This is a genomic window from Magnetococcales bacterium, assembly GCA_015228815.1.
Lineage (GTDB): Bacteria > Pseudomonadota > Magnetococcia > Magnetococcales > UBA8363 > UBA8363.
The window spans coordinates 17,598-42,539 of record JADGCV010000029.1; the positions used below are offsets into that span (position 1 = coordinate 17,598).

A 24,942-nucleotide genomic window follows, 5' to 3' on the forward strand; every position below is an offset into this window, starting at 1 on the left:
AGTGAGGATCGATGGTCCGGATTTCCGGAGGGCGCCACCGCGGACAACCACTTCGGGTTCCCGCTGGCGACGGCGTGCGACCGACGACGGGTCGTGTCCGCGAGGCGCTTTTCAGCATGCTTCAGGGTGAAATCGCCGGACGATGGGTCTTGGATCTTTTCGCGGGAAGTGGTCTGATGGGGCTGGAAGCCCTGAGCCGTGGCGCCCGATTTGCCGTTTTCATCGATTCCGATGCCGCATGTTGCGCCACCATCCGCGACAACAGCCAACGGTTGCGACTTTCCGAGGCAACGGCCATTCTTCAGGGATCCCTGCCCCGGCCCGCGACTCTGGCACGCATCGAATCGTTGTGCCGACAGGGGCCCGGGGTCTCCATGGAGGTCCCGCCGATCCTGTTTCTCGACCCCCCCTATCATCGCGGTCTGGCGCATGCGACCCTCATGGAAATGCAACGATGGTCCTTTCTCGTTCCGGGCACTCTGGCGGTGGTCGAGCATGAGGAGGGGGGCGGCATGGGTCCATTTTCCTCATGGGAGCCATTGCAATGCCGGCGATACGGTGATACCCGTATCTCAGTTTTTTCCAAGATTGGAGGGCAAGCGGATCGAGAATGAAAAAAACAGCCGTCTACCCCGGAACCTTCGACCCCGTGACGCTGGGACATCTGGATGTCATTGCCAGAGGGAACCTGTTGTTCGATGATGTCATCGTCGCCATTGCCGACAATACCGCCAAAACGGCGCTGTTTTCGGTGTCCGAACGCATTGCGTTCCTTGAGGAGGCGACCCGGGATTTGCCGCGTGTCCGAATCTGCCGGATGGACGGATTGTTGATTCATTTTGTCCGGGAAATCGGCGCCTGCACGATTCTCAGGGGGTTGCGCGCCGTTTCCGATTTCGAGTACGAATTTCAAATGGCCGCCATGAACCGCAAACTCAATGCCCAGGTGGAGACGGTGTTTCTCATGGCGAGCGAATCGACGACCTATATTTCGTCGCGACTTGTCAAGGAGGTTGCGAAAATGGGTGGCGATGTCTCCCCCTTCGTCCCTGCCGCGGTCCTTCAAGCCCTTCGGGCACGGCTCAAACCATCGATTTCCATTCAGGCACGGAAGGCTTGAAAAATCTTTTCATCAAAAATTTCGGCTGTCAGATGAACGAGTACGACGCCGGACGGATTGCCGACCTCCTGGCCAAGACCCATGGATTGACCCAGGTTCCGGCCCCGGAACTGGCCGATGTGATCGTCTTCAACACCTGTCACATCCGGGAAAAGGCGGAGGAAAAACTTTTCTCCGAACTGGGCCGGATCCGCAAGCTGGTCCGGCGGTCTCCCGATCGGGCGCCGGTTGTTCTTGCCGTCGGTGGCTGTGTCGGACAGGCTGAAGGAGCGGAAATCTTTCGCCGCGCCCCCTATGTCGATCTGGTTTTCGGGCCGCAGAACTACCATGAGTTGCCGGGCATGCTCGACCGGCTGACGGCGGGTGCGACCAGGTTGTGCCATACCGATACCACCGCCACCGACAAGTTCGACCATCTTCCCGAAACCGGACAATCGGGTCCCATCGCTTCGGTGACCCTTCAGGAAGGATGCAACCGTTATTGTTCCTATTGTGTCGTTCCCCATACCCGTGGTCCCGAATGGAGCCGTCCGGTGGCGGCGGTCCTCGACGAGGTCGCCATCTGCCTGCGAAACGGCGCCCTGGAACTGGTTCTCCTGGGGCAGAACGTCACCACCTACAGGGCGATCGATTCCGATGGGGTGACGCATGATCTGGCACTGTTGATCGAGCGGATCGCCCTGATGGACGGGGTGAAACGGATCCGTTTCGTCACCTCCCATCCCGCCGACATGAGCGACGATCTGGTGGAACTCTTTGGCCGGCTCCCTGAGTTGTGTCCCTACATGCACCTGCCGATCCAATCGGGATCGGATGCGGTCCTTCGGGCGATGGAACGGGGTCATTCGGTCGAGGAATACCGATCATGGGCCGAAAAACTTCGCCGGGCCCATCCCGATATGGCCCTCGCTTCCGATTTCATCGTCGGTTTTCCCGGCGAAACGGACAGGGATTTCCAGGAAACGCTCGATCTTGTCGAAGAGATTCGTTTCGACCATGCCTATTCCTTTCTGTTCTCTCCCCGTCCGGGGACGAAGGCGGCCTCGATGACCGATCAGGTCCCGGTGGCGTTGGGACAGCAACGCCTCGCCCGTCTTCAGGAGACGTTGAACAGGATCCAACATCACAACAATCTGCGACAGGTGGGTAAAAAAGAGGAAGTCCTGGTCGAGAAACGGTCGCGACTGGGAGAAAATCAGTTCAGTGGCCGCACTCGTGGCAATCGATGGGTGAATTTTCCTGGAATTCCCGAGTGGATCGGGCGACTGGTCATGGTCGAGATTACCGAGGGACTGGCCAATTCCCTGAGGGGACGGGTTCATCCTTGAGGGGGTGGAGACATGGAACGGGCGCCGATGATCGATCGAGGGGGATTGTTGAAGGACGATCGGGAGCGTGCGCATCGTGGCCGGGATGTCCCATGGCGATTTCACTGAAGTTCCATCGATGATTGACCGTAACAGTATCCATGAAAACATGGTCTCTCGACATGGATGATTGTGTGGCTCCGACACCACGCACCCAGGTGGTGGAGTTTCCCGACAATCGTCTCGCCGCCGCCCTCTTCGGAGCGCTCGATACCCATCTTAAACTGATGGAAACCCATCTTGATTGTTCGTTGCACCCCCTGGGAAACGGGGTGGTGATCACCGCATCCAGGGACCAGGGAGAGAAGGTCAGAACACTTTTGGAAACCCTGTACGATTCTTTGAAAAAGGGTCAACACGTGGACCAGAAGAGCGTGGAAGCCGGGATTCGGGCCTTGAATTCGGCCAATGGCCTGGAGGGGTTCTTTTCGTCGGAACATGTCATCAGGACTCCGAGGAGGACGATCCAGGCGCGGACCCCGAAACAGGCCGACTACATGCGGATTCTTGGCCAGGCGCCGCTGACCTTCGCCATTGGCCCGGCGGGAACGGGCAAGACCTATCTGGCGGTGGCGAGCGCCGTGGCGGGATACCAGGAAGGATGGGTGGAGAAGATCATCCTGACCCGCCCGGCGGTGGAGGCGGGAGAACGTCTGGGATTTCTCCCCGGAGACCTGCAAGCCAAGATCGATCCCTATCTGCGTCCCCTGTTCGATGCCCTGCAAGATACCCTGGGTGCCGAACGTGTCGAAAAAATGGTCAGCCGCAACACCCTCGAAGTGGCGCCGCTGGCTTATATGCGTGGGCGAACCCTCGATGAGGCGTTCATCATTCTGGACGAGGCGCAGAACGTGACCCCCGAGCAGATGAAAATGTTTCTCACCCGCCTGGGAGCGGGCTCACGGACAGTTGTCTGCGGTGACGCCACCCAGATTGATTTGCCCCGCGGGTCCCGGTCGGGACTCGTCGATGCGATGGAGGTCCTCCAGCACGTCCCAGGTATCGAATGGGTTCATTTTTCTCCGCGGGATGTCGTGCGCCATCCTTTGGTGCAGAGCATCATCCAGGCCTACGATCAGGCGAGACGGCAGCAGTGGAACAACAGAGGGTCGGAATGAACCATGGCCGAAACCAGGGAAAAAACGATCAACAAGGTGTTTCAGAAACCGCAGGACGAAAAGAAAAAGTTCATCTCCGTTCAATTGGTCATCAATCTGTCCATGTTCGGTGTTTATGTCCTGGCTTTGACGATCATCAATTCTCCCGTGGTCATGAAATTGCAATACCTTCCCGATGTGGGTGAAATCGCGTTGAAGAACATCAAGGCGGATCGCGACCTGCTGGTGGAAGACAGGGAAACGACGCTCAAATTGCGTCAGGAGGCGGCCCAGGCGGTGCCTCCGATCTATGACTGGGATGGGGGGATGATGGATCCGGTCATTCGTCAGATCGTCGATAGCCTGGAATGGTTGCAGACCATGCGGGATGAACAGGGGAGCCAACTCAACCTGGCCGCCGTCGCCGAGGAATTTTCGCAACGGCAGGAGGAAGAGGTTTCTTCACGCCTGCTACAGACCCTGCTCGGTCTGGATTCCTTGTCCACTCTGGCGCAAAAGGTATCCGAATGGCTTGGGGAACTGCGCAATCAAACGGTCGTCAGCGGCCCAGAGACCCTCAAGGATCTTCGGGACATGCCTTCGGTCATCTATTCCATCGTCGATGGCAAGGAACGCAAGGGAAAGGAATGGGACAAACCGATCGACCTCAACGGCATGCGTTGGCTGCTTGGGGAATCGATGCGCAAGCATCTCGACCATGTTCCCCGGGAAGTCCAGGAATGGCTGTTGCGGGAAGCGCGATCGATGATCCGGCCCAACCTGATCCTCAACCTGGCCGAAACCCGTTTGAAGCGGCAGGCCGCCTTCGACAGCATCGATACGGTTTATTTCCAGGCCAAAAGGGGGCAGATGATCGTCCGCGAGGGAGAACCCGTGACCGAGTCGTCGCGCCTGAAGATCGAGGCACTGAACCGGACCCAGTGGACCGGTGAAAAGATCATGAAATTCATCGGTCTGGCGGTTGTTCTGGGGATCATGCTCGTATTGGGGCGGTGGTTTTTGCTCACGACCTCGACCGCCTTTCCGCGGGACATGCAGACGATCCACATGCTTGCGGCGATCCTGTTTGGCACCTCGTTCATCAGCACGATCACCCTGACCATGGGGCAGGGAATCACCGAAGTGTTCGGAATGCCGACCCATATGGTGGTCTATCTGCCCCATGTCGCCCTGGCTTCGGCGCTGGCGTCGTTGACGGTGGGGGCCCGGGCCGGGATTCCGGGTGGGGCATTGATTCTGGGGATCATTCTTTCGTTTCTCGAAGCCCTGTCGGCGGGTGGCGGACTGCCGTTGTTTTGTTATTACATGATCGGTTCCCTGGTTGGCGGGGCCAAACTGCGCACCAGTCGCCGTCGTTATGATGTCCTCATGGCGGGGGTGTGGGTCGGCGGGGTGCAGATGTTCACGATGCCGATGGTGGAACTCTTGAACGGCAACACTCCGAGCGTCGATTGGATCCTGGGCATGATCATGGGGATGACCAGCGGCCTGTTGATGGGACTGTGGGGGTTGGCGCTGATTCCCCTTCTGGAATCGGTATTCAATGTCACGACCGATTCCCGATTGCTGGAGCTGGCTTCGAGCGATCATCCCCTGCTCAAGGAACTTTCGTTACGCAGTCCGGGGACATACCATCACTCGGTGATGATGGGCAACCTGGCGGAGGCTGCGGCGGAGAACATCCATGCCAACCCTTTGATGGCCCGGGTCATGGCGCTTTACCACGATGTCGGTAAAATGACCAAGCCGCATTATTTCGTCGAAAACCAGACGGGAGAGAACCGGCATGACAATCTTCTCCCTTCCATGTCGGCCAAGGTGATCATGGCCCATGTCAAGGATGGTCAGGAACTGGCCAAAAACCATAAATTGGGCGGGCCGATCATCGAAGCGATCCTGAGCCACCATGGAACTTCGCTGTTGCAGTTCTTTTACAACAAGGCCATCAACCAGGCGGCCAAACGGGGCGAACAGATCAATCCCGAAGAGTTTCGTTATCCCGGCCCCAAGCCCATGTCTCGGGAGGCGGGCATTCTGATGTTGGCCGATTCGGTGGAAGCGGCGGCGCGGACCCTGCGCACGCCGTCCTCGTCGCAGATTCAGGCCCTGGTGCGGCGGATCATCGCCAGCAAGGTCGCCGACGATCAACTGGATGCCTGCGGTCTGAATCTCAAAGAGATCGCCTTGATCGAGGAGGCCTTCATCCGTGTCCTGACACTGGGATTCTATCATCATCGCATCGAGTATCCCGATCAAATGAAACAGCGCCGGGAGGGCAATCGACGTGAAGGCAACGGTTCGTCTAAGCCGGGTTCGGTCGCGATGGCCAAAGGTTGATCGCTGGATCCGCAAATCGGCCCTGGCCGCGCTCGACCGGATCGGTGGCATGGAGGGGGTCGAGGTGGCCATCCGCCTGGCCGACGACGATGAGGTGCGGCAGCTCAACCGGCACCATCGTGGAATCGATGCGCCGACCAACATTCTTTCTTTCGCCATGATGGACGATCCGGATCCCTTCCTGCCCCTGGAGGAGGAACCGCGACTCCTGGGTGATCTGGTATTGGCCTTCGAAACCGTGGACCGCGAGGCACAGGCTCAGGGAAAACGATTCGAGGACCATCTGTGCCATCTTGTGGTCCATGGCATCCTCCATCTGGCCGGGTACGACCATGAACGCTCGGAGGAGGAGGAAAAACGTCAGGAGGCCATGGAAATCGCCATTCTTGCCCACCTGGGAATCGATGATCCCTATCATGAATACGAATAGGTCCTGGCGCTTCACCGTTCCTGGTTCTCTGATCCGGTGGTGCGGCAACCGTCGCTGGGAATTGGGAGTGTTCCTGGCGGGATTGATCGCGGTCCGGGGGTTTGCCCCGCACCATGAACCGCTGTGGATGATTTTTGGGCTGGGAATCCTGATCCATGCCGTCTCCAGGGCCTCCTCCTGGAGGCGGGGGGCTGGGCTTGGCTTCTGGTTTGGCTTTGGACACCATCTGTTGGGCTTTTCCTGGTTGCTGACCAGCCTGAATCAGCATGGGGGCCTGTGGATGGGATGGTCGATCCTGATTCTCGCCCTGCTGGCGGCGACGATGGCCCTGTATGTCGCCTTGTTTGGCGCCATTCTGGGACGACTCGGCCCCGCTCCGTCGCTGTTGCCGGTGGTGGCCCCGGCGCTCTGGGTCATTGCTGAATGGCTGCGCAGCCGTCTTTTTTCCGGTTTTCCCTGGAATCTGGCCGGTTATGGCTGGGATGGCCAGGAGGTGCTCCTTCAGGTGGGGGACCTGGGCGGCATCGAGCTGTTGTCCTGGTTGATGGTGTTTCCCGCAGCGGTGTTGGCACTGAGCGCGAATTGGCGCGTGTACCTTCGTCCCCTGATCTTCTGGGGGGGGACGCTCCTGTGTACCTTCGCGATGGCGGTGGGGTATGGGGTATGGCGGAGCGACAATGTGACGAATGAATGGCCATCTTTCCCGTCAGCAAAGCGGGAAAACGGCTTGTTGCGGGTGGCCCTGGTTCAAGGAAACATCGATCAACAAAGAAAATGGGATCCAAGCTATCGTGAGGAAAGTTTCAACCGCTATCTGGAGATGAGCGGGTCCATTACCGGTCCGGTCGATCTGGTGGTTTGGCCCGAAACGGCCATTTCCTTTTTTCTTCAGGCCGATCCCAGGAGTCAAGAACGGGTCATGTCCCTGAGCCAACGACTGTCGGCCCCGATCCTTACCGGAGCGCCGATGGCGGACAAGGACGGAAAGGGACGGTGGTTGTATTATAACAGCATGATTCTTATCGACTCATCGGGCGATCCGATGCTGCGCTATGACAAATATCATCTGGTCCCTTTCGGGGAATTCATCCCCTTGCGCAACTTCTTCCCCCCCTTCATTCGAAAACTGACCCATGGCACCGAGGATTTTTCCCGTGGTCCGGGTCCTGTCGCCTTGCCGTGGCATCGGGGGGGAATTGGCTGTCTGGTCTGTTATGAAGTCATTTTTCCCCATGAAGTGCGACAACTTGCCATGGCCACCCCTTCGGTGCGTTGGTTGATCAACGTCACCAATGATGCCTGGTTTGGCGAGGCAGCCAAACCGCAACATTTGGCGATGGCCCGTTTTCGTGCGATAGAAAACCGTCTTCCGATGATCCGGGTCGCCAATACCGGCATTTCCGCTGTCTTCGACCCTCTGGGACGCGAGTTGGGCCGCATTCCCGCCAATGTCTCCGGAATCCTGAAGATGGAGGTGCCCCAGGGAACGGGATCGACTTTTTTTCAGAAATCGGAGCCTTGGTGGATTTTTTTGTGGATTTTTCTTGTTTTTTGTCCCTGGGTCTGCGGAAAAATACAGAATGGACAGGATTGCGGCGATTAGGCATCCTCGCTGGTCAGGTAATGCCAATTCTTTGCCAGATGATGCAGCAGTCCATCCCAATATTCATCGACTCCCTGGAATTCATCCCCCTCCTCATCACTCCAGATATCATGGCCATTCAGCAATAAAGTCAGCCTGCCGTGTCCCGAAAAGGTCGGTGGCGTGTCCTGCGGATTCTCGGAATGGGGCACAAAATTGAAGTGTAACATGAAAATCGATCCATTACCGATTATGGGGCTGGTAGTGTAAACGGTCCCATCCCTTGGGAAGATGCCGTCGTGTCCATTTTTTGAACCGGGGGAAATCTCCCGATGCGTCGGCGCGGCGGGCCAACTCTTCCAGGACTGTATCGGGGACCTGCCGGTCTCCCTGTTCACATTCTGGAAAACCGTGGTAGGATTTTCCCTGCACGGTCACGCTGGCCCGATAAACCACTCCTTTGTAAACATTATAGATGGCCTCGGGAACGGCAGCCCCGGAGGGCCAGGGGATTCCTCCATGAAGCAACGCTTCAGCCAGGGACCAGATGGCCGGGTGGTCCGGAAAATCACGGGCAGATCGGAAAAAGAAATTGGCAACCTCGGAAGGCTTATATCCCCATGCGATTTCCAGGATCTTGGTGTGTTTCTTCAGCCTTGGATCCAATTCAACCGTTGCAACGGCAGGTTGCATCTCCTCCAACAAAAACAGGTCACCCAACAGATTCGGTTCCATGGGATAAAAACGGGATTGTTTCCCGGTCATGGCATGACCGGTCAGGCATAAAGATCGCTCTTCCCATGATCGACCGGACGCGCCAATGGCGGAGTGCAGCATCTCTTTCACTTCCGTGGGTAAATTCGTATCTGTGGTATCGATGCCACCGCACAAGGTCGAAAAAATCAACAGTGGGATGTCTGTCTGCTCGTTGACGCCATCCACCTGCCAGAGGTCCCGTTCGTGGTCGAGGACTTCTCTGACCAAATCTTCCTTGTTCCAGGAAAGCACATCCTTGGCGCCACGTTGCAAGGCCAGACGGCTCTTGCCAACCCCTCCCTCACCCACGATTCCCCACCAAAGGAACTTCTCGTCCCGGTCAAGAAACTTCCACAATTGGGCCTTTTCTTCCTCCCGACCAAGCATTTCCGTTGTTCGGGAGAGGAATTGGAAGCGACGGGGGATGGATGGTTTTCGTTTGCCGATGCTGAGCACCTCCAAATCCAGTTGCTCCTGACTGCCCCCATGACAAGGGCTTCGCTTCCTGTTGGAGTACTATTTCGTTACTTTAGCTGAAAATGGTCCAATAACAAATTCTCCAAATTTAGAAAGTAACCATATGATGATTGAAAAAAGAATAAAAAGTAAAAGATATAATTTATTATCTTTTAATTCCTCTGTGCCGAGGGCCTTTAGGAAAACTTCACCTATTTCCATGATGCTACCTATCATGTTATAAATATGAATCATCAATTTTTGACGACGAAACTTTTCCTTTTATCATCATGTTAATGATTGTACCGATCCCGTCATCCAAGTGTCAATCGTTCCGCCCCCGATCATCCGCCAAGCGCCACCCTTTCCGGCTTCATCCCCAAACTTCGACTTCTTCCGTCGTATTATGAGGAATGCTGGCCAACATTCCGGGGGGGACGTATTATCGTTCTTCCTTATGCGTTTTTGTGGGGCATTCGTTGGTATTCGCGGCAAGCCATCTGCAAGGATGGAGGTGCCGGGTTGTGAAGTTCTTTCCTTCGGCACATCTCATCCAGGGAGCGAACATCGTTTCGGCAGTCTGATTCATTGTCGTAACGTCGATACTCCTCGTCCTCGTTTGTAGTCTCACCCCGCAGGTAGGCAAACCAGGTTTCGATGTTGCGCTTTGGCACGACCATCACAACAGTGTCTTGCAAGGTTTTGGGTTGCACCTTCCGTTCCCGGCATGCCCGATCCAGGGTGGCAATGCGGTCGGCAACCGACTTCGTGTCCGCATCGGTGCCCACAACAAGTACCGTATTGGAGCCATGCGCACGCTGGGCCTCAAGTTCATCGGGAAATCGTTCCCGTACCCACTGTTCACCCGAACCCCGGCCCGTCGGCGCGATCTCTGCGCGGAAGTCATGTTGCCTCCACCCACGCAGTTTCAGAAAGCGGCGAATAAAGGTTGCCATCTGAAGATCCTCGCAAAGCAGAACGATCCGGGCGCTCATTTTTCCCACCCGCGCACGACCGTATCCGCCAAGGACAAACCCTGTATCGACTCGGGTGCGGCGTTGACCCGTACCGGCCCTTGGGCGTCGCGCGCCAGCCATCGACCATGAGCACCCCCCAGGTAATTGATGATCTCCGGATGATGGGAAATCAATACGGCCTGCTCCACCGATTCACCCACGGCATCGTGCAGATTCGACAACCACGGCTGGATTTCTCTCAGGGCGAGAAAGTTGTCGGGTTCGTCGATGAACAGTGATACTCTTTCATCCTTCAATCCAAATACCAGGGTATAAAGTGCGACCAACATTTTCTGTCCGTCCGACAATTCACTGAAATCAAATGAAAGCGGTCTGCCACCGCCGGGAGGGGCAAACACTATTTTCAAGGAGCGGGTGTCCTCGCCGGATTCCTTGAGGCTCAATGAATTGAAACCAGGCAGGACTGATTTCAGTTCGCCGAGCAAAGTCACCATGGCCCCCATGTGTTCCTGTGCCAGGTGCCGATACCAGGAAACAAAGTTTTCCATGCGGTGCGACAGGCGTTCCTTCTCCCCCCGACTCTCTCGCTCCATCAGCAACGGGATGGGCCGGACCACGATCAATCTGGCCAGCTCGCGCTTGAACCGCGTCAACTTCTGGTTGTCCGGGCGCTCGTGCAATGTGCCCACCGCGGACAAATGCCAGTCGAACGGATATTGCGGTCCCAGGCTGTGGTTGTCGCGATAGAGCTGTGCCAGTCCTTCCTCGCAGGCAAACAACGGCTTGCCGTTCCAATCAAGTCGTTCCTCGGATACCCGCATGCGTCGCCGCTCGACATCGTGGTTGATGACGAGACTGTACGCATAGTGGTCGTTTTCCGCCGTGATTTCCAGTTCGAAACGTTGCCGTTCTCCGGTCTGCCAGCGCGTGAGGTCCGTGGTGGGAAACACGTCGTGAACGCGGACATCGCCGCTGACGAACTCCTGAAGTCGCCGAAGGATGTCGAAAACGCTCGTCTTGCCCGAGCCGTTGGCGCCAAGCAGTAGATTGATCGCATCGAACTGCAACTCGAAATTGACGAAACAGCGAAAATTGTCGATGTAGATTCGTCTCAGCATATCCATTTTCCAGTCGCGATTGGATCGCCGAAAACATATCTCCACGTATTTTCAGGGCATGGTTTGTGTTTTCTCGTCACGTAGCCTTTGTCCTCCATCATTCCCCTCCGAAGGGGTTGATCAGTGTCAGTCCATCAATGTTCTGGAAATCGGCTGTGTTGCGCGTCATCAGGAGACGGCGGACCCTCTGGACAAAGCTGTCATAACCCGCTCGTTGAAGTCCACATTACCGCAATCTCCCAGGAAATCGATCAACACATTTGTGTCTACCAGACAGACGGTCATGGCTGGCGGTCCCATTCCTCCCTCAGGGCAAAAGCTTCCCGGGCAGATTCTTTCCGTTCCAGGAGCGGAAAACTTTTCCGTGCCGCTTCCGCCAGTCGCCGGATCTCGGAGGCATCGTTCGTCTGGTTGGGTGTCTGTTCTGCCGGGACATGCCTCTGCTCCAGAAACAGGACAAAATCCAGTACCCGATCCACCAGATCCTCGGGCAGTCGTTTGACTTCGGCATAGATGCGTTCGGCAGTAGTCATGAGGTCTGATCTTTCTCGTAAGGTCCGTGGTGGGAAACACGTTTGTGAATGCGGACAGCGCTGCTGGCGAACTTCTGAAGTCATCAAAGGGTGTCGAAAGTAAACCTTGTTGATGATTGTACCGATCCCGTCATCCAAGCGTCAATCGTTCCATCCCCGACCATTCGCCAAGCGCCACCCTTTCCGGCTTCATCCCCAAACTTCGACCTCTTTTGCGGTGTCATGAAGAATGTCGGCCAACCTTCCTGTTCGTACCAAGTCATCGAATCCATTGACCTGGTTGCGGCCATGTTCCTTGGAAAAGTACAGCGCCTTGTCCGCCTTTTCGATCAATTCGGGAGGGAAATCGTGGCCGTTGACCATGACGAATCCAATACTGACCGTCACATGCTGGACCTGGGGAAAGTGTTGTCCGGCGATGCGTTTGCGGAAACGTTCCAGGGCGGCGCGGGCTTTTTCCTCATCCACATCCAGCAGAATGACGAGAAATTCCTCGCCGCCAAAACGATACAGGATGTCGGCGACACGAAACATGCATTCCATCTGCCGCGCAAACAGGATCAACACCTCGTCGCCGATGGCATGGCCGAATGAATCGTTGACCCGTTTGAAATGGTCGATGTCAAATACTGCCAGACAGGCCCCCGCTCCTCCCAACCGATTGACTCCGCCAGAATGAAAGTTGCCTTCGAGAATCGTGGAAATCGTTTCATCGAAGGACCGGCGATTGAGCAGACCCGTCAGCGGATCCTGGTCCTTGGCGCGGATGGTCCGTTCCAGATTGATGAACATGTTCCAGAACATGCGGATGGTCATCTCATCGGCGGAAGAGAGCAGTGGCATGTCCAGGTACAGAATACTGCGGGTTTTCGATCCTTCCACCATGGCAAAGATCAACCGCTCTCCCCCATTGGATGCAAAACGCATGAACGGCAGGGTCAGATGGCCCGCCTTGAGAAAAATCTCTTTCAGCCCAGGGATGGCTTCCATGGCGATGGACATGTTCTTGGGCGAAAGCGGTTCGTGGAAAACCGTTTCGTTGTGCATTTGTCCTGAATTTTGATCGATGATCCCTTGTTGATGAAGATCAAGAAACCGGATCGACCGCGCCGGAGTGAATTTATTCAGTGTTCGAACCAGCTGGGAAACCAGGCCGATCCTGTCACTTTGTCCAGTCATCTCAACAAGATAGGGGACGATCTCAGCGGGGATCATGGTGTGAGGATCCGATCATGAAGCAGGCAAGCCACCATAGGGTTTTCCTTTTCTTCTGTTTTTCCGCGGCGCCCTGCCATCACCATGCAGCAGATCGGATGGGGCGGTCCCGGCCCGCATGGGAAGGCGAACAAGAACGAAGATGGTCACGATCACGACCACGGCAAACACCTCGCCGATGGTCATGGCGATGGCCTTCCACGGAAGAGGCAGCACCTCGAATTCATATCCGGGAGGCAACAGCCCCTTGTAATGATCGATGATCCGTCGAAAACCGTCTTCGAGCAGGTAACGAAGGCCGGGGATCATGCCGAAAACGGCAAGCATCGAGGCGACGAGTGTCGCCAGGGCCATCTGCCAGATCAACTTGGCGTAGATGCCCGACCAGCGCATGCCGCGGCTCAAGAGAATGCCATAGTGGTGTTGCCGGTGTCCGATCAGGGTTCCCACCTGGGCCAGAAGAAGGGCCCCGAGAAACAATCCAAAGGTCAGGGCATAGGCGGGAACCATCGTCGAGAGGAGATCACTCAACAGATTGAACCGGTTCAATGCATCCTGATACATCGGGTGGACGGTGAACGCGGGCAGCCCATCCCGGGTGCGCACCGAAAGAATTCCCTGGATTCCCCGGGTCAACTGCGTCGGCTCCGGGACATAGACGTGAATGGCCTCGAAGGCGGTTCCCGCTCCGGTGACGTTCCAGGGCAGATGGATCGGATTGCCCAGGCTGTCCTGGTTCCACTCGGGACAGAGTTCCTGACGCAGGGGATTGCTGCGCGGAAAACGATGGCAGGGAAGCCACAGATTGTTTTCCTGATCATGGATCAGGGTGTCGGAATAGGGTTGTCCTTCCGCCGCCTGGCCGGTAATCTTTCCCAACCCGGGCAGAAGCCGGGGTTTGGGGCAGCGGTCCTGCCGGACCTCGGGCAGTTCCATCAAACCACTGGCCTCGACCTCGCGGGCGACGCACAGCGAAAAACCAAGTATTTCATTGACCGGATAGATCGGGGACTTCAAACGGGCCAGATCCTGGACATTCCCACGCCCCATCTGAATGGGATCATAGATCAGATCGGGCAGATGGTGGGCGGCCAGGAGGGCATTGTAGGTGGTCAACGGAAACAGATAGGCCACCTTCTCCATCGCGGGAATATGGTCGGTCCAGCGCACCTGGAATGGGAGTGTTTTTTCCTCATCGCCGACCATGACCTTGAGCCAGAGGGTATCGAGCAGATTGCTCAGTTTGTCCTCGGGCCGTTTTTCGGGCAGTCTTCTGAGCTTTCGCTCTTCGAGAAGCGGTTGGACCTCTTCCCGGTAGGCGCCATAGTCGAACTGCGCGGTGAACAGCGCTTCGTTGAGGACGAGGGTCAGGGGCAGGTCGCGCCATTCCCGCGCCGTCTGGGCGGTTTCCGGAGGACGGGTTGGAAATTCCTGGTCCAGATTCCAGAGGGGATCGTTGGGATAGACGGCCCAGCCGATCAGTGGAACCGTTCCATCCCAGGCCGAGTTTCCGGGAAGGGAAATCTGTGGGCTGTTCGTGGCGATGCGGCGGTAGGGATGGACCGAAATGCCGAAGGATTCCCCAGGGACCCGTTCCTTCATCTCGTCCAGGCGTTCGAGAAGCCCGGAATGAATCCCCCCCTGGTTTTGCCAATGGGCCGTGGCCCAGATGGGAACCCCATGCGGACGCAAGGTCCCCAACAGGGCATCGGTAAACCGTTCGAGCAATCCGGCCCGGCTCCCGACCAGAAGCAAGGCCATGGCAATCACCAGGGACAGCAGCAACGTCAACCAGGAAAAATCCCGGCCCCCGTCGATACATCCGAAGCGACCGCAGTTGAACGAACGCCAATAGGCCTTCCATCCCAGGGGGATCCAAACGGGAAGCCACTTCATGGGCTGTCTCCACAATGACGACGATTACTTTTATTATGTCTTTTCAATAGATCCATCGCCCGAGCCAGGATCGGACCGGGATGGCCTCACGACGTTTCCTGGGCGTACCCATCCGCTTCCCGAGGGACGGAAAATGGTTCGCGTTTTCCCCCCTTGAGACGCAGATGGCAACGATTGTTGGCCACCATCAACCAATGGGTGACCTTCGGATCCAAGGCATCGGAATGATGGTGGGTCACCCAGATCACCAGGCGGTCGCCCTTGGTCAACCAGCGATCGACCAGGTCCATGACCTCGCGGCGGGTTTCGGAGTCCAGGTTGCCCGTCGGCTCGTCGGCGAAAAGGACATAGGGATCATGGATCATCGCCTGCGCCAGGGCGACCCTCTGGAATTGCCCGCCCGACAGTTCGTTGGGATAGCGTTCCAGGAATTCCTCCGCCGTCGTCTCTTCGATGTAGGAACCATCCTCGTCCCGAAGGAGAATGCGATCCATGGCGGCATGGACTTTTCGGTCCATCTCCTCGCGGGTCAACCCGCCGAGGAGTTCCAGGGGATAGCGCAGGTTTTCCCGGATGCGCAGATAGGGGGTGAGGGTGCTGTTCTGATAGGCAAAGCCGAAACAGCGCCGACGAATGTCGGTCAGCGAGAGCGATGACGCGGCAGGATCCAGTCCCCGCGGCCCCCAGGAGGCTTGATTGCCATCGGGAAAGGTCCACCGAACCCAACCTTCCTTGGGCCGTTTGAGAAAGGTCAGGAGATAGAGGAGGGTGCTCTTGCCACTGCCGCTGCGCCCAAGCACGGGAAGACGGCGGGAAAAGCTGTCGTCATCCAGTTTCAGCCCGCCCACATGCAGGTCGAAGACCCCACCCCAGCCGACCGTCGCCGAACGTACCTGCAAACCCCAGTTCATGGCAGAAACTCCTGTGGAATCCAGTATCCCCGGCTGCCGCCGAAGGTGTGGGCAAAGCGGTAGTTTTTGTCCTCGCCCAGGGGTTCGGCACGGATCAGGCCGTCGATCTTGTGAATTCTGCGACCATTCTCGGTGGAGTCGGGACACAGGTGGGGACGATAGGGTTCAATCTTGAAAACGGGTTTGTTGAAATCTTTTTCGACGATTTCAAGCATTTCCTTGGAGGTGATGGCCCATGCGGCCAGGCGTCGCAGTTCGCACACCGGAACCGCGGCGACCGGAATCCCGGCGCGGTCGAGAAGGGGGGCGCCATCGGGACCGATGACGACAAGATGTCCATCTTTGTCGCGTCCCGTTTTTTCCGACAGCAAAGCATTGACGTTGTAACTCAGGAGCGGACTGTGGTTGCGAACTGGCAGGCCACCGCGGCGCTGGGCATACTCCGCCGGCGTCTCTCCCGAGGCATCGATGGGGGGACGGCGGATTTCCTGTTGCAGGCCGACGATCAGCGCGTTGACCAGTGCCCGGCGAAGCTGGGCCTCCGGCAGGTCGAAATAGCCCTCGAAGCCGCGCAGAATGCGGATCCACGAGGACAGGGCGCTGCTGGTGACCCAGAGTTCCTCGACCACCTTTTCATCCGCCTCGATGTAGCCGATCCGGGTGGTGTCGTAGATGCGGTGTTCACATTGTTTTCCCAGTTCACCGCAGGCCCCCTGCTTGAGAATATGCCAGTAGACCCCGGGGACATCGACCCGCTCTCGGCGCAGGCGGTCGATGATGTTGACCAGGGCGCCACCCCCGCGAATATCGAGAATGATTTCGTCGATGAGGGCGCTGGAGCCCAGCTTTTCGACCGTCGCCACCAGCCGATGAACCAGCCCTTCCTCTCCAAGTCGCAGAAAATGATCTTCGATCTTGCTGTCCGCGGGAAGGTTTTGGGTAAGCAGATCCTTGGACTGGTTTTCAAAGTCGGCGTAGGCCTTGCGGTAGGATTCGGGATGCCGCACCTGATCGGCATGAGAAGGGGTCTGGATGAAGAACGTGACCAGATTGTCGCCCAATCCCTTGTTGCCGCGCTGCATCAGCGATACCAGGGTCTTGCGGGAGATGGGATTGGCATATTTGGCCTTCTGGAAGGATTGACCGTAGTTTCCGGAGGCGGACCGGCTGGTCTGGTAGCCGTTGTCGCCGATGACAAACAGTATCTTCAGATTGTCGGGGCAGGGTTTGAGATCCTGACCCAGGACCTGATTGAGGCCGCCGAACAGGTTTTCCTGATAGTCATCGTCGATGTCGTTGCCCGAGACCCGGACCTGGGCGATCGATTTCTGAAAGGAATCGAAAGCGACCTGCTGCTGGGAATCGTTCAGATCGCACTGGGAAGGAAGGGGATGACCTTCGCCGACGCCATCGCCGATGCCGTTGGTGAATTCGGCATCGGCGTAGGGATCGCGATAGACGCGAAAGCCAAAACGGAACTCGGTCTCCTTGAATCCCTGGGATTTCTTGATTTTCTGGATGATTTCCTGAATGACCCCAGGCGTCCCCGGGGTGCCGCGGACGGCATCGATGAAGGGTTCCATGCTCGCGGTGGCATCGAGGAGAAAAAAGATGTCCACATGTTTTTTCGAGGACAGCGAGGTCAATCCGGGCATGATCCGCGAGGCCAGACCGGTGGAAATGGCCACCTTGTCGTCGCTGATGCGCCGTCCCACCAGTCCCGGTCGGGCCAGGGCCACCTTGAAAAAACGCCTTTGATCGCTCGTCGCCCCGACCCCTTCGGGGGAGATGTGCCGGTTGTTCTGATCGACCATCTCCAATACCGGGATTCTCAGGGCCGATTTGAACCATTCCCGCCCACCCAGGATCGGATGGCAGGCTTTCATGTCATGGGCCACGGCATCCTTGAGTTGTTCATAGGTACACACCGTCCCCGGTCCCGAACCATCGGGGGCGACCAGGTCTTCGCGGGGACGGATGCTGAAGGCATTGTTCCACAAAAAACCATCCTTCTTGGCGACCCAGCCCAACAACTGGTCATCCTCTTCCAGACGAAAGCGGTCGGCGAGAAGATAGGATTCGCTGGTCTGATCGAAAACAAAATACATGTGAAACCGCGAAGCCCCTTCGCGACAATTGCCCTGGCCGCCGACGCAATCCTTCAATTCGGGATCCTGGAAAATCTGCACGGTGGGCGCGGAATTTTCATCCGTGGACGGGGTGTTTTCGGTCCGGGCGGCGGTATTGGTCTTGATGAAGAATTTCATTTCCAGACCGGTATCGCTCTTGACCGGCTGGTTGCGGCAGAGAAGATCGCCGCGTGCGACCCATCCGGTGGTTTCGGGCTGTTCCTTGAAGCGAAAGGTGCGGATCTTGACCATCCGATCCGTGACATCGAGGAGTTCCGCCTGTTGATTGAATTGAAGAAATCCCGTTCGTTTGCTTCCCTGTGGATCCTGGAACAGGACCGAATCCTGACGCAGCACCCGGACCACGCCGGCCCATTGCAGTTTGTTGTCCTTCTTGAATCGGGTAAAATCGAAATCGGCGCAATTGCCCGTTCCCGGCTCCGCTCCGGCGCCCTGGGACGGGAAAAGGGTTCCCGTGACGATAAAAGTCATTAAAAAGAAGATGATCGACAAGAGCGGAAGACGGGGGAAAATGGACAATCCCCTGGGGATCCAACGCGAAGGCATGCGGGGAACCTTTTCTGGTTTGAGACAGGTCGCTTTCGACCGGAAACCGTGGTGAACGATCATGGAACATGTTCCTTGAATGGCGACATGGTGTGTTTCATGGTGCCGGGCCTGCCCTGTCCAACGACAATTCGGCGTCCATTTTGAGCGAATTTCCCGGCGGGTCAAGCGGATTGGCGGTTGGCCGGGCGGGATTCGGTATCGAGGAGGGGTTCAGGACCAGACGAAAGCCTCCCATGGCCAGCATGGGGGACATGCAGATTTCCTGTTGCTCGTCGGCGGAAGCGGTCCAATCATCGCCGCCAAGAAGAAGAAATCCGTCGGCACAGGAGGTTTGCGACCATTCGCGTGCGCCGAACAGAAGGTTTTTGGCCAATCCCTCGGCATCGACGGCATTCATGAGGGTCTTTTGTCCCTGGCTTGCGGCATGAAGAACCGCCGCGGCCCATTCTTCACGGGTTGGCAAACGATAGTCGCAACCGGTTTTTCTCGAAAACCACTGGGCATAGTCGGTGGCCCCTTCCCAGGAAAGATGGCGGACGGAGGAATCCTGGACATCGTTGTGATCCCAATGCGTGCCGATGCGCAGTTTTCGCCGCTGCCGCTCTTCGAAGTCCTGAATGTTTTCGATCTCCTCGACATAGCGTTTGAACTGTTCCCGATCCACCTCCCGGCTTTGCAGGAGCAGGGGATGTTCCAGAACGATGTCGGGTCGATCGTGAAATTTCATGAAGGGGGTCAGGGTGGATGATTCCTTGGGAATTTCAAAGGTTCCGGCGGGGATTTCGATCAGTGTCGGATAGAGGGGGGCATTTTGTTGTTGTTCCAGGCAGGCCTGCCACGAAATGCCCGGAGTCGGCGGTTGCAGGAGCCACAACAGACCCCAGCCGCATCCCAGGGCCAGGAGGAAGATCACAGGGAGGGGGGGGCGGATGGGGATGGTCCGGGGAAAGCGCCACCTGGCGGGCCGGGATGTCTCTGCCTCGGACCTGGACGCGCCGGAGCGGCGAACAGCCTGAGGCCGTCGCTTGTTGTTATCGGAACGATTGAAAAAGCCCTTGCTGTATTTCAAAGGTCAAACTCGAATGAATATTGAACCGATCCATGCCGAACCGATTGATTGCATCATCTCCCCACGCCATCTTGAACTGGTTTTGCCTTTGTGGAAAGGAATATTGAATTCAAACCGGATTCCGCGAAAAACACACACCTGTCTTCCGTTCGATGCGTGCGCGGAGTTTATGCGGAAAATTCGTGGATGGTGCGCGCACCGCCATCGGCGAGGATGTCCAACACGCGCTGCCGCCAAAGTTGACCGAATTCCATCCTTTGCTCCGGAGACGCCCGCTGTCCCAGGATCAGGGGCAGTAGCGATTCCATCCGTGGCGCCGGGGGAAAGGCCTGGGGGGAATAGATCAACCTCACCTGCCGTCCCGTGGAACACCGTTCGAAGATATAGGGATTCAGGGGGGTCGCGGGCGGTTGAAACCGCAGCAGATCCATCCGTTTGAACTGACTGCCCAAACCTTTGAATCCATTGGCGGCGGCGGCCCCGGTCACCAGGGTGAAAATCTGGGTGATGGGACCCGTGACCCCTTCATCCACCCGTCCGGGAACGGTGATGGCGATGTCGCCGCGTTGGGGCAGGGTGTCGGGATAAAGGAGGTCCAACCCTTTTTTTACCAGAAGAAATGCCCCGGCAACCGTCGGACAGGCGTGTCCAGCCAGCTTGACGGCGTCATCGAAGGTGTAGGTAAAGGGTTCGGTTCCCGCGCCAAGAAGTTCGGCCAGGGGATCGTGACACCGGATGGCGGGGGTTTTGGGAAACATGAGCGAAGTTCCTCGATTGCCCGTGACAACATACGCAAACCATCGCAATTCGAGAGCGATTCATCTAGCCTATCCATTTTGTCTGGTTCCCGTCAATGGATGGGTGGACCCCCGTCGATCATGAACCGAATGCAACCTTGTGCGGGAGGAGGGTGTTTTGGCGGAGCGGAGATCCAATCCGGGCGGGTTGACGGGGATGCCTGTCGTCATTCTGGACAGAACCAGCCATCCGGGGAATATCGGCGCGACGGCCCGGGTGATGGCCAACATGGGGCTTGACGCGCTGCGGTTGGTGGCCCCGGAACGTTTTCCCCATCCCGAGGCGGCGCAATTCGCTGCCGGAGCTTCGGAAATCCTCGATGCGGCCCGGATATTTCCCACCCTGGAGGAGGCGGTTGCCGATCTGAATTTCCTGGTGGCGACCACCAACCGTGGCCGTGGGCAACGGCAGACGGTCCTGACGCCGCGGCAACTGGCGGCGCGCTGGGTGGAACTCGCGACGGACAAAGGGATCCGGGGCGGGATCCTCTTCGGTACCGAACGGACCGGTTTGCACTCGGCGGATGTCGATCGTGCCGACGTGGTGTGCAATATTCCGACGGCGGGTCCCAAGGGGTCGCTCAACCTGTCGCACGCCGTCATGGTGATCGCCTATGAACTCATGCTGGCCGCCAACAATGCGCAGGAGGTGGCGGGGTTGGCCCCGGTCGTTCACCGGACGCTGGCGACGGCGGGAGAGATGGATCGTCTGTTCATCCACCTTGAGGAGGTGCTGCGGGCGATCGACTTCATCAAGCCGGGGCGTGGCCGAAGGATGATCGGCAGTCTCAAGGCGTTGTTCCATCGGGCCGCGCTCGATACGCGGGAGGTCTCGATCCTGAGGGGCATTCTCCATGAGGCCATCGCCTCGCGCGATCGGAATCGGACGGTGAGATGACGCGGTGATCCGACTCGTTCATTCGCCGTCCGTGATGGGACAGGCGATCCCTCTGGCCCCCGGAATGGAAGGGATCCTGCAACACTGGCAGGCCCGTGCGGGAGAGATCCTGACCATGGCCGATCCCGGGGGGCATTTGTACCGTTCCCGGCTCCTGACCGGCCTGAAAGAGGCGGTGGTGTTCGAAAAACTGTCGTCCGGCATCGAACCTCCGGGACCGCGCTGGCTGTGCCCGGTCCTTCCCGACCGCGAACGGATGATCCTGATCGTGCAAAAAGGGGTGGAACTGGGGGCGACCGTCATCCAGCCCTTGATTTCGGAACGTTCCTCGGCAGGCGATGGCGGCGGCATGTCTTCTTCCCAGGATAAATCCGCCACATGGAACCGGGTGGCGCTTCGGGCGGCACGTCAGTGCCGTCGGGCGATCATCCCCGAGCTTCATCCGGTGCGAACGCTTGAAGAATTTCTCCGCGCCGACCCACCGCGACACCGGGCGTTTCTGGATCCCGGCACCGACCGGACGCCGCTTGTCGCCTGGCACCGGGCGGGAATGCGCGATCCCCTGGCGCTTCTTTCGGGTCCCGAGGGGGGGTGGAGCGATCGGGAACGCGGGGTGCTGCTTCAGGCGGGGACAACCGCCATTTCCCTGGGCTTTCGCATCCTCCGGGCCGAAACCGCCGCCATCGCCGCCATGGCGGTGGTGGCGGCTCTGGATGGCGCCTTTACTTGAGATGAGGAAAATGAGAATATCCCTCGCTACTTCAGGGAAGTCAGACACCGTTTCCCAGTCCAGGCCCCCCGGCCCCCGGGTGGAGATGCCCGGCGACCGTTCCAGGGGGCCGAAATCATGGCCAAGGAGTTGAATCATGGCGTGGAACACCAACGGAGGAGGACAGCAGGGACCGTGGGGTTCGGGTCCCAACACCCCGCAGCCTCCCGACCTGGAAAAAGTCTTCGATCTGGCCCGGGAAAAAATATTGGGCAGGCTTCCCGGAGGACGGGCATGGCCGGTGCTGGGGGTCATCGCCGCGCTCTTGTGGATGGCGACCGGCATCTATGTCGTCGGTCCCGATGAGCAGGGGGTGGTCGTGCGGTTCGGTCGTTATGTGGAAACCACCGATCCCGGTCCCCATTTTCACCTTCCCTATCCCATCGAGACGGTCTACACCCCCCAGGTCACCCAGATCCAGAGAATCGAAATCGGCTACCGCACCCGCGGACGGGCCAATACCGATGTCCAGGCCGAATCCCTGATGCTCACCGGAGACGAAAACATCATCGACATCGATCTTTCGGTCCAGTATCGCATCCAGGAGGGTGGGGCGGCCAATTTTCTGTTCAACGTCCGCAATCCGGGCGACGACCCCCACAACGCCGTGCGCAACGCCGCCGAATCGGCCATCCGTCAGGTCATCGGTCGCAACGACATCGACACCGCCCTGACCACGGGCAAGGAAAAAATCCAGACCAACACCCGCCTGACCATGCAGGACATCCTCGACAGCTACAAGAGCGGCATCGCCGTGGTCAACGTGCAACTGCAACAGGTCGCGCCACCCGAGGAAGTGATCCACGCCTTCAAGGATGTCGCCAGCGCCCGCGAGGACCGGGAACGTTCCATCAACGAGGCCCAGGGCTACAAAAACGATATACTCCCCCGGGCCAAAGGGCAGGCGGCCCAGGAGATTCAGCTGGCGGAAGGGTATCGGGCGACCAAGATTGCCCGGGCCAAGGGGGAAATCAACCGGTTCCTGGCCCTGGTCGAGGCCTACAACAAAGCCCCGGAAATCACCCGGACCCGGTTGTACCTTGAAGCGATGGAAGAGGTCCTGGCCAACAGCAAAAAGGTGGTCCTGCATCCCGATGCCGCCCGCGGCGTGTTGCCGCACCTGCCCCTCTCGGGAATCAATCCATCAGTCCTTCCCGCTCAAAATCAGGGAGCCAAGCCATGAACAAGGGACTCCAGACCGGTTTGACACTCCTGATCGTGGGGACGATCATTTTGCTGTGGCAATCGGTGTTTGTCGTCCATCAGGTGCAACAGGCGTTGATTTTGCAATTGGGCAAACCGGTCCGTTCGGTATCGGAACCGGGGCTTCATTTCAAGGTTCCCTTTTTGCAGGAAGTGTTCAACTTTGAAAAAAGATTGCTGGTGTTCGATCAGGAACCGCAGGAAATTCTGTCCTCCGACAAGAAAAACCTCAAGGTGGACAGCTATTCGCGTTGGAGAATCGTCGATACCCTGAAATTTTTCCAGACCGTTCGCAACGAGATTGGCGCCGCCTCGCGCATCAATGACATCATCTACTCCAATCTCAGGGAAGTTCTGGGCCAGTATACCATGATGGAAATCGTCGCCGGCGCCCGCGATGATCTCATGGCCCGCATCCGGACCCAGGCCAACGCCCAGTCGTCGCAATACGGCATCGAAGTGCTCGACGTGCGTATCAAGAGAACCGACCTGCCCGCGGAAAACTCCAAGGCGGTCTTCAAACGAATGCAGACCGAACGCGAACGGCAGGCCAAGCAGTACCGGGCCGAAGGGGAAGAAGAGGCCGTCAAGATCCGTTCCACCGCCGACAAGGACAAGGAGATCATTCTCGCCGAGGCATTCAAGGAGTCGGAACGGATTCGTGGTCAGGGGGATGCGGAGGCGGCGGACATCTATGCCGCGGCCTACATGAAGGATCCCCGTTTCTATGAATTCAAGCGGACCCTGGATGCCTATCGGAAAGCCTTTGCCACGGATACGACTTTGCTGGTTCAACCCTCCGGTTTCTTCCGTCTTCTTCAGGATGACGGGCGGGCCACGGCTTCAGGGGAATCGAGTCGTTGAAGGATTTTCTCACTGCCCTGGGGCTGACGATGATCATCGAAGGGATTCCCTATTTCCTCGCCCCCGACAGGATGCGTCATTGGATCCTTGGGGTGGTCAAGCTTCCCGATGCCTCCTTGCGGAAGACGGGGCTGGTTTTGATGTTTCTGGGACTGGCGGCGATCTACATGGTTCGAGGCTGATGGGAACGGACAGGGCGGTCGAAGGTTGGGAAGGGATGTCGTGATGGATGATGACGGGATCAGGATGTTGGATACATTGGTCCTGCAACTGGATCCGAAAGGGGGACGCGAAAAGACGGTCCACGGCTTTTTTTCGCGTGACAGTCTTCCCCTGATCAGGGAGAATCTCGCGCCGGATCATTTGGTGCAGGTTTGCGTCACGATGATCCGTGGCCGTGAACGATGGCGGGTTCGCGGCGCGTTGGATTATCGGATCGAACTGCAGTGTTCCCGATGCCTGGACGCTTTCCAGGAAGAATGTCACAACGACATCGATCGGGAATTCCGCATCGGTCCCGATCCGTTTGTCGCCAGAAAAAACAGGGAGATGGAGGATGACCTGACGTGTCTGGAGCATGGGGCGCTGAATGTGGTGGATCTGGTGCAGGAGGAAATTGTGTTGGCACTGCCAATGATGCCGCTGTGTTCCGATCGGTGCCGGGGATTGTGTCCGCATTGCGGCGGCAACCGTAATCATGTCTCATGCACCTGCGAAACCCGGACCAGGGAAGGTTCCTTCGCCTGTTTGCAACAGATGAATCTTTCCCGGGACGACCACCATGACGCATGACGGACGATCCGTTCCGTCGCGTTCACGATTGAAAC

The 24,942-nt window shown here is 57.7% G+C and carries 24 protein-coding genes; 13 read left to right on the forward strand and 11 right to left on the reverse strand.

Annotated features, from left to right (window positions below; genetic code table 11):
• The first annotated feature begins 11 nt into the window (after window positions 1-11).
• From rsmD to lnt, 7 genes are all read left to right on the forward strand, one after another.
• Window positions 12-614, forward strand: a complete 603-nt coding sequence (gene rsmD, locus HQL76_12480; protein ID MBF0109982.1) for a 16S rRNA (guanine(966)-N(2))-methyltransferase RsmD — start codon at window positions 12-14, stop codon at window positions 612-614.
• A complete protein-coding gene (gene coaD, locus HQL76_12485; GenBank protein MBF0109983.1) occupies window positions 611-1,120 on the forward strand; it encodes a pantetheine-phosphate adenylyltransferase in 510 nt (169 codons plus the stop codon). The genes rsmD and coaD overlap by 4 nt, the downstream gene beginning before the upstream one ends.
• Window positions 1,117-2,448: a tRNA (N6-isopentenyl adenosine(37)-C2)-methylthiotransferase MiaB gene (gene miaB, locus HQL76_12490; GenBank protein MBF0109984.1), complete on the forward strand. Its 1,332-nt coding sequence runs from the start codon at window positions 1,117-1,119 to the stop codon at window positions 2,446-2,448. The genes coaD and miaB overlap by 4 nt, the downstream gene beginning before the upstream one ends.
• A gap of 161 nt (window positions 2,449-2,609) precedes the next feature.
• The gene (locus HQL76_12495) at window positions 2,610-3,605 is read left to right on the forward strand and encodes a PhoH family protein (protein MBF0109985.1); all 996 of its coding nucleotides are present in this window, start codon (window positions 2,610-2,612) and stop codon (window positions 3,603-3,605) included.
• A 3-nt stretch (window positions 3,606-3,608) separates the two neighbouring features.
• Window positions 3,609-5,942, forward strand: a complete 2,334-nt coding sequence (locus HQL76_12500) for an HD domain-containing protein (protein ID MBF0109986.1) — start codon at window positions 3,609-3,611, stop codon at window positions 5,940-5,942.
• Window positions 5,943-5,991: 49 nt separating this feature from the next.
• Window positions 5,992-6,372, forward strand: a complete 381-nt coding sequence (gene ybeY / locus HQL76_12505) for an rRNA maturation RNase YbeY (protein MBF0109987.1) — start codon at window positions 5,992-5,994, stop codon at window positions 6,370-6,372.
• Window positions 6,359-7,975 (forward strand): apolipoprotein N-acyltransferase, encoded by a 1,617-nt coding sequence (gene lnt, locus HQL76_12510; GenBank protein ID MBF0109988.1) that lies wholly within the window; start codon window positions 6,359-6,361, stop codon window positions 7,973-7,975. Before ybeY ends, lnt begins: the two co-directional genes overlap by 14 nt.
• Here the strand turns inward: lnt and HQL76_12515 are convergent.
• The 11 genes from HQL76_12515 to HQL76_12565 form a co-directional block, all read right to left on the reverse strand.
• A complete protein-coding gene (locus HQL76_12515) occupies window positions 7,972-8,184 on the reverse strand; it encodes a hypothetical protein (GenBank protein MBF0109989.1) in 213 nt (70 codons plus the stop codon). The two genes, lnt and HQL76_12515, sit on opposite strands and share 4 nt — an antisense overlap.
• A 13-nt stretch (window positions 8,185-8,197) precedes the next feature.
• On the reverse strand, window positions 8,198-9,166 hold the full coding sequence (locus HQL76_12520; GenBank protein MBF0109990.1) for a hypothetical protein: 969 nt from the start codon (window positions 9,164-9,166) through the stop codon (window positions 8,198-8,200).
• A gap of 455 nt (window positions 9,167-9,621) precedes the next feature.
• A complete protein-coding gene (locus tag HQL76_12525) occupies window positions 9,622-10,122 on the reverse strand; it encodes a hypothetical protein (GenBank protein ID MBF0109991.1) in 501 nt (166 codons plus the stop codon).
• Window positions 10,123-10,157: 35 nt separating this feature from the next.
• Complete coding sequence (locus tag HQL76_12530) at window positions 10,158-11,261, reverse strand: AAA family ATPase (protein MBF0109992.1); 1,104 nt, start codon at window positions 11,259-11,261, stop codon at window positions 10,158-10,160.
• Window positions 11,262-11,542: 281 nt separating this feature from the next.
• A complete protein-coding gene (locus HQL76_12535; protein ID MBF0109993.1) occupies window positions 11,543-11,794 on the reverse strand; it encodes a DUF2281 domain-containing protein in 252 nt (83 codons plus the stop codon).
• A gap of 189 nt (window positions 11,795-11,983) precedes the next feature.
• A complete protein-coding gene (locus tag HQL76_12540) occupies window positions 11,984-13,009 on the reverse strand; it encodes a GGDEF domain-containing protein (GenBank protein ID MBF0109994.1) in 1,026 nt (341 codons plus the stop codon).
• Between the two features lie 15 nt (window positions 13,010-13,024).
• Window positions 13,025-14,905: a hypothetical protein gene (locus HQL76_12545; GenBank protein ID MBF0109995.1), complete on the reverse strand. Its 1,881-nt coding sequence runs from the start codon at window positions 14,903-14,905 to the stop codon at window positions 13,025-13,027.
• Window positions 14,906-14,991: 86 nt separating this feature from the next.
• On the reverse strand, window positions 14,992-15,816 hold the full coding sequence (locus HQL76_12550) for an ATP-binding cassette domain-containing protein (GenBank protein MBF0109996.1): 825 nt from the start codon (window positions 15,814-15,816) through the stop codon (window positions 14,992-14,994).
• On the reverse strand, window positions 15,813-18,437 hold the full coding sequence (locus tag HQL76_12555) for a hypothetical protein (GenBank protein MBF0109997.1): 2,625 nt from the start codon (window positions 18,435-18,437) through the stop codon (window positions 15,813-15,815). Before HQL76_12555 ends, HQL76_12550 begins: the two co-directional genes overlap by 4 nt.
• A gap of 172 nt (window positions 18,438-18,609) precedes the next feature.
• The gene (locus HQL76_12560; protein ID MBF0109998.1) at window positions 18,610-19,584 is read right to left on the reverse strand and encodes an SUMF1/EgtB/PvdO family nonheme iron enzyme; all 975 of its coding nucleotides are present in this window, start codon (window positions 19,582-19,584) and stop codon (window positions 18,610-18,612) included.
• A gap of 167 nt (window positions 19,585-19,751) precedes the next feature.
• Complete coding sequence (locus HQL76_12565) at window positions 19,752-20,342, reverse strand: hypothetical protein (GenBank protein MBF0109999.1); 591 nt, start codon at window positions 20,340-20,342, stop codon at window positions 19,752-19,754.
• Between the two features lie 157 nt (window positions 20,343-20,499).
• Here HQL76_12565 and HQL76_12570 point away from each other — a divergent pair, with 157 nt between their 5' ends.
• The 6 genes from HQL76_12570 (at window position 20,500) to HQL76_12595 (ending at window position 24,907) form a co-directional block, all read left to right on the forward strand.
• On the forward strand, window positions 20,500-21,279 hold the full coding sequence (locus tag HQL76_12570) for an RNA methyltransferase (protein ID MBF0110000.1): 780 nt from the start codon (window positions 20,500-20,502) through the stop codon (window positions 21,277-21,279).
• Between the two features lie 4 nt (window positions 21,280-21,283).
• The gene (locus HQL76_12575) at window positions 21,284-22,009 is read left to right on the forward strand and encodes an RsmE family RNA methyltransferase (protein MBF0110001.1); all 726 of its coding nucleotides are present in this window, start codon (window positions 21,284-21,286) and stop codon (window positions 22,007-22,009) included.
• A gap of 136 nt (window positions 22,010-22,145) precedes the next feature.
• Window positions 22,146-23,231, forward strand: a complete 1,086-nt coding sequence (hflK, locus tag HQL76_12580) for an FtsH protease activity modulator HflK (GenBank protein MBF0110002.1) — start codon at window positions 22,146-22,148, stop codon at window positions 23,229-23,231.
• Window positions 23,228-24,115, forward strand: a complete 888-nt coding sequence (locus tag HQL76_12585) for a protease modulator HflC (GenBank protein ID MBF0110003.1) — start codon at window positions 23,228-23,230, stop codon at window positions 24,113-24,115. Before hflK ends, HQL76_12585 begins: the two co-directional genes overlap by 4 nt.
• Window positions 24,112-24,297: a DUF2065 domain-containing protein gene (locus HQL76_12590; protein ID MBF0110004.1), complete on the forward strand. Its 186-nt coding sequence runs from the start codon at window positions 24,112-24,114 to the stop codon at window positions 24,295-24,297. Before HQL76_12585 ends, HQL76_12590 begins: the two co-directional genes overlap by 4 nt.
• A gap of 64 nt (window positions 24,298-24,361) precedes the next feature.
• A complete protein-coding gene (locus HQL76_12595) occupies window positions 24,362-24,907 on the forward strand; it encodes a DUF177 domain-containing protein (protein MBF0110005.1) in 546 nt (181 codons plus the stop codon).
• The last annotated feature ends 35 nt before the right edge of the window (window positions 24,908-24,942 follow it).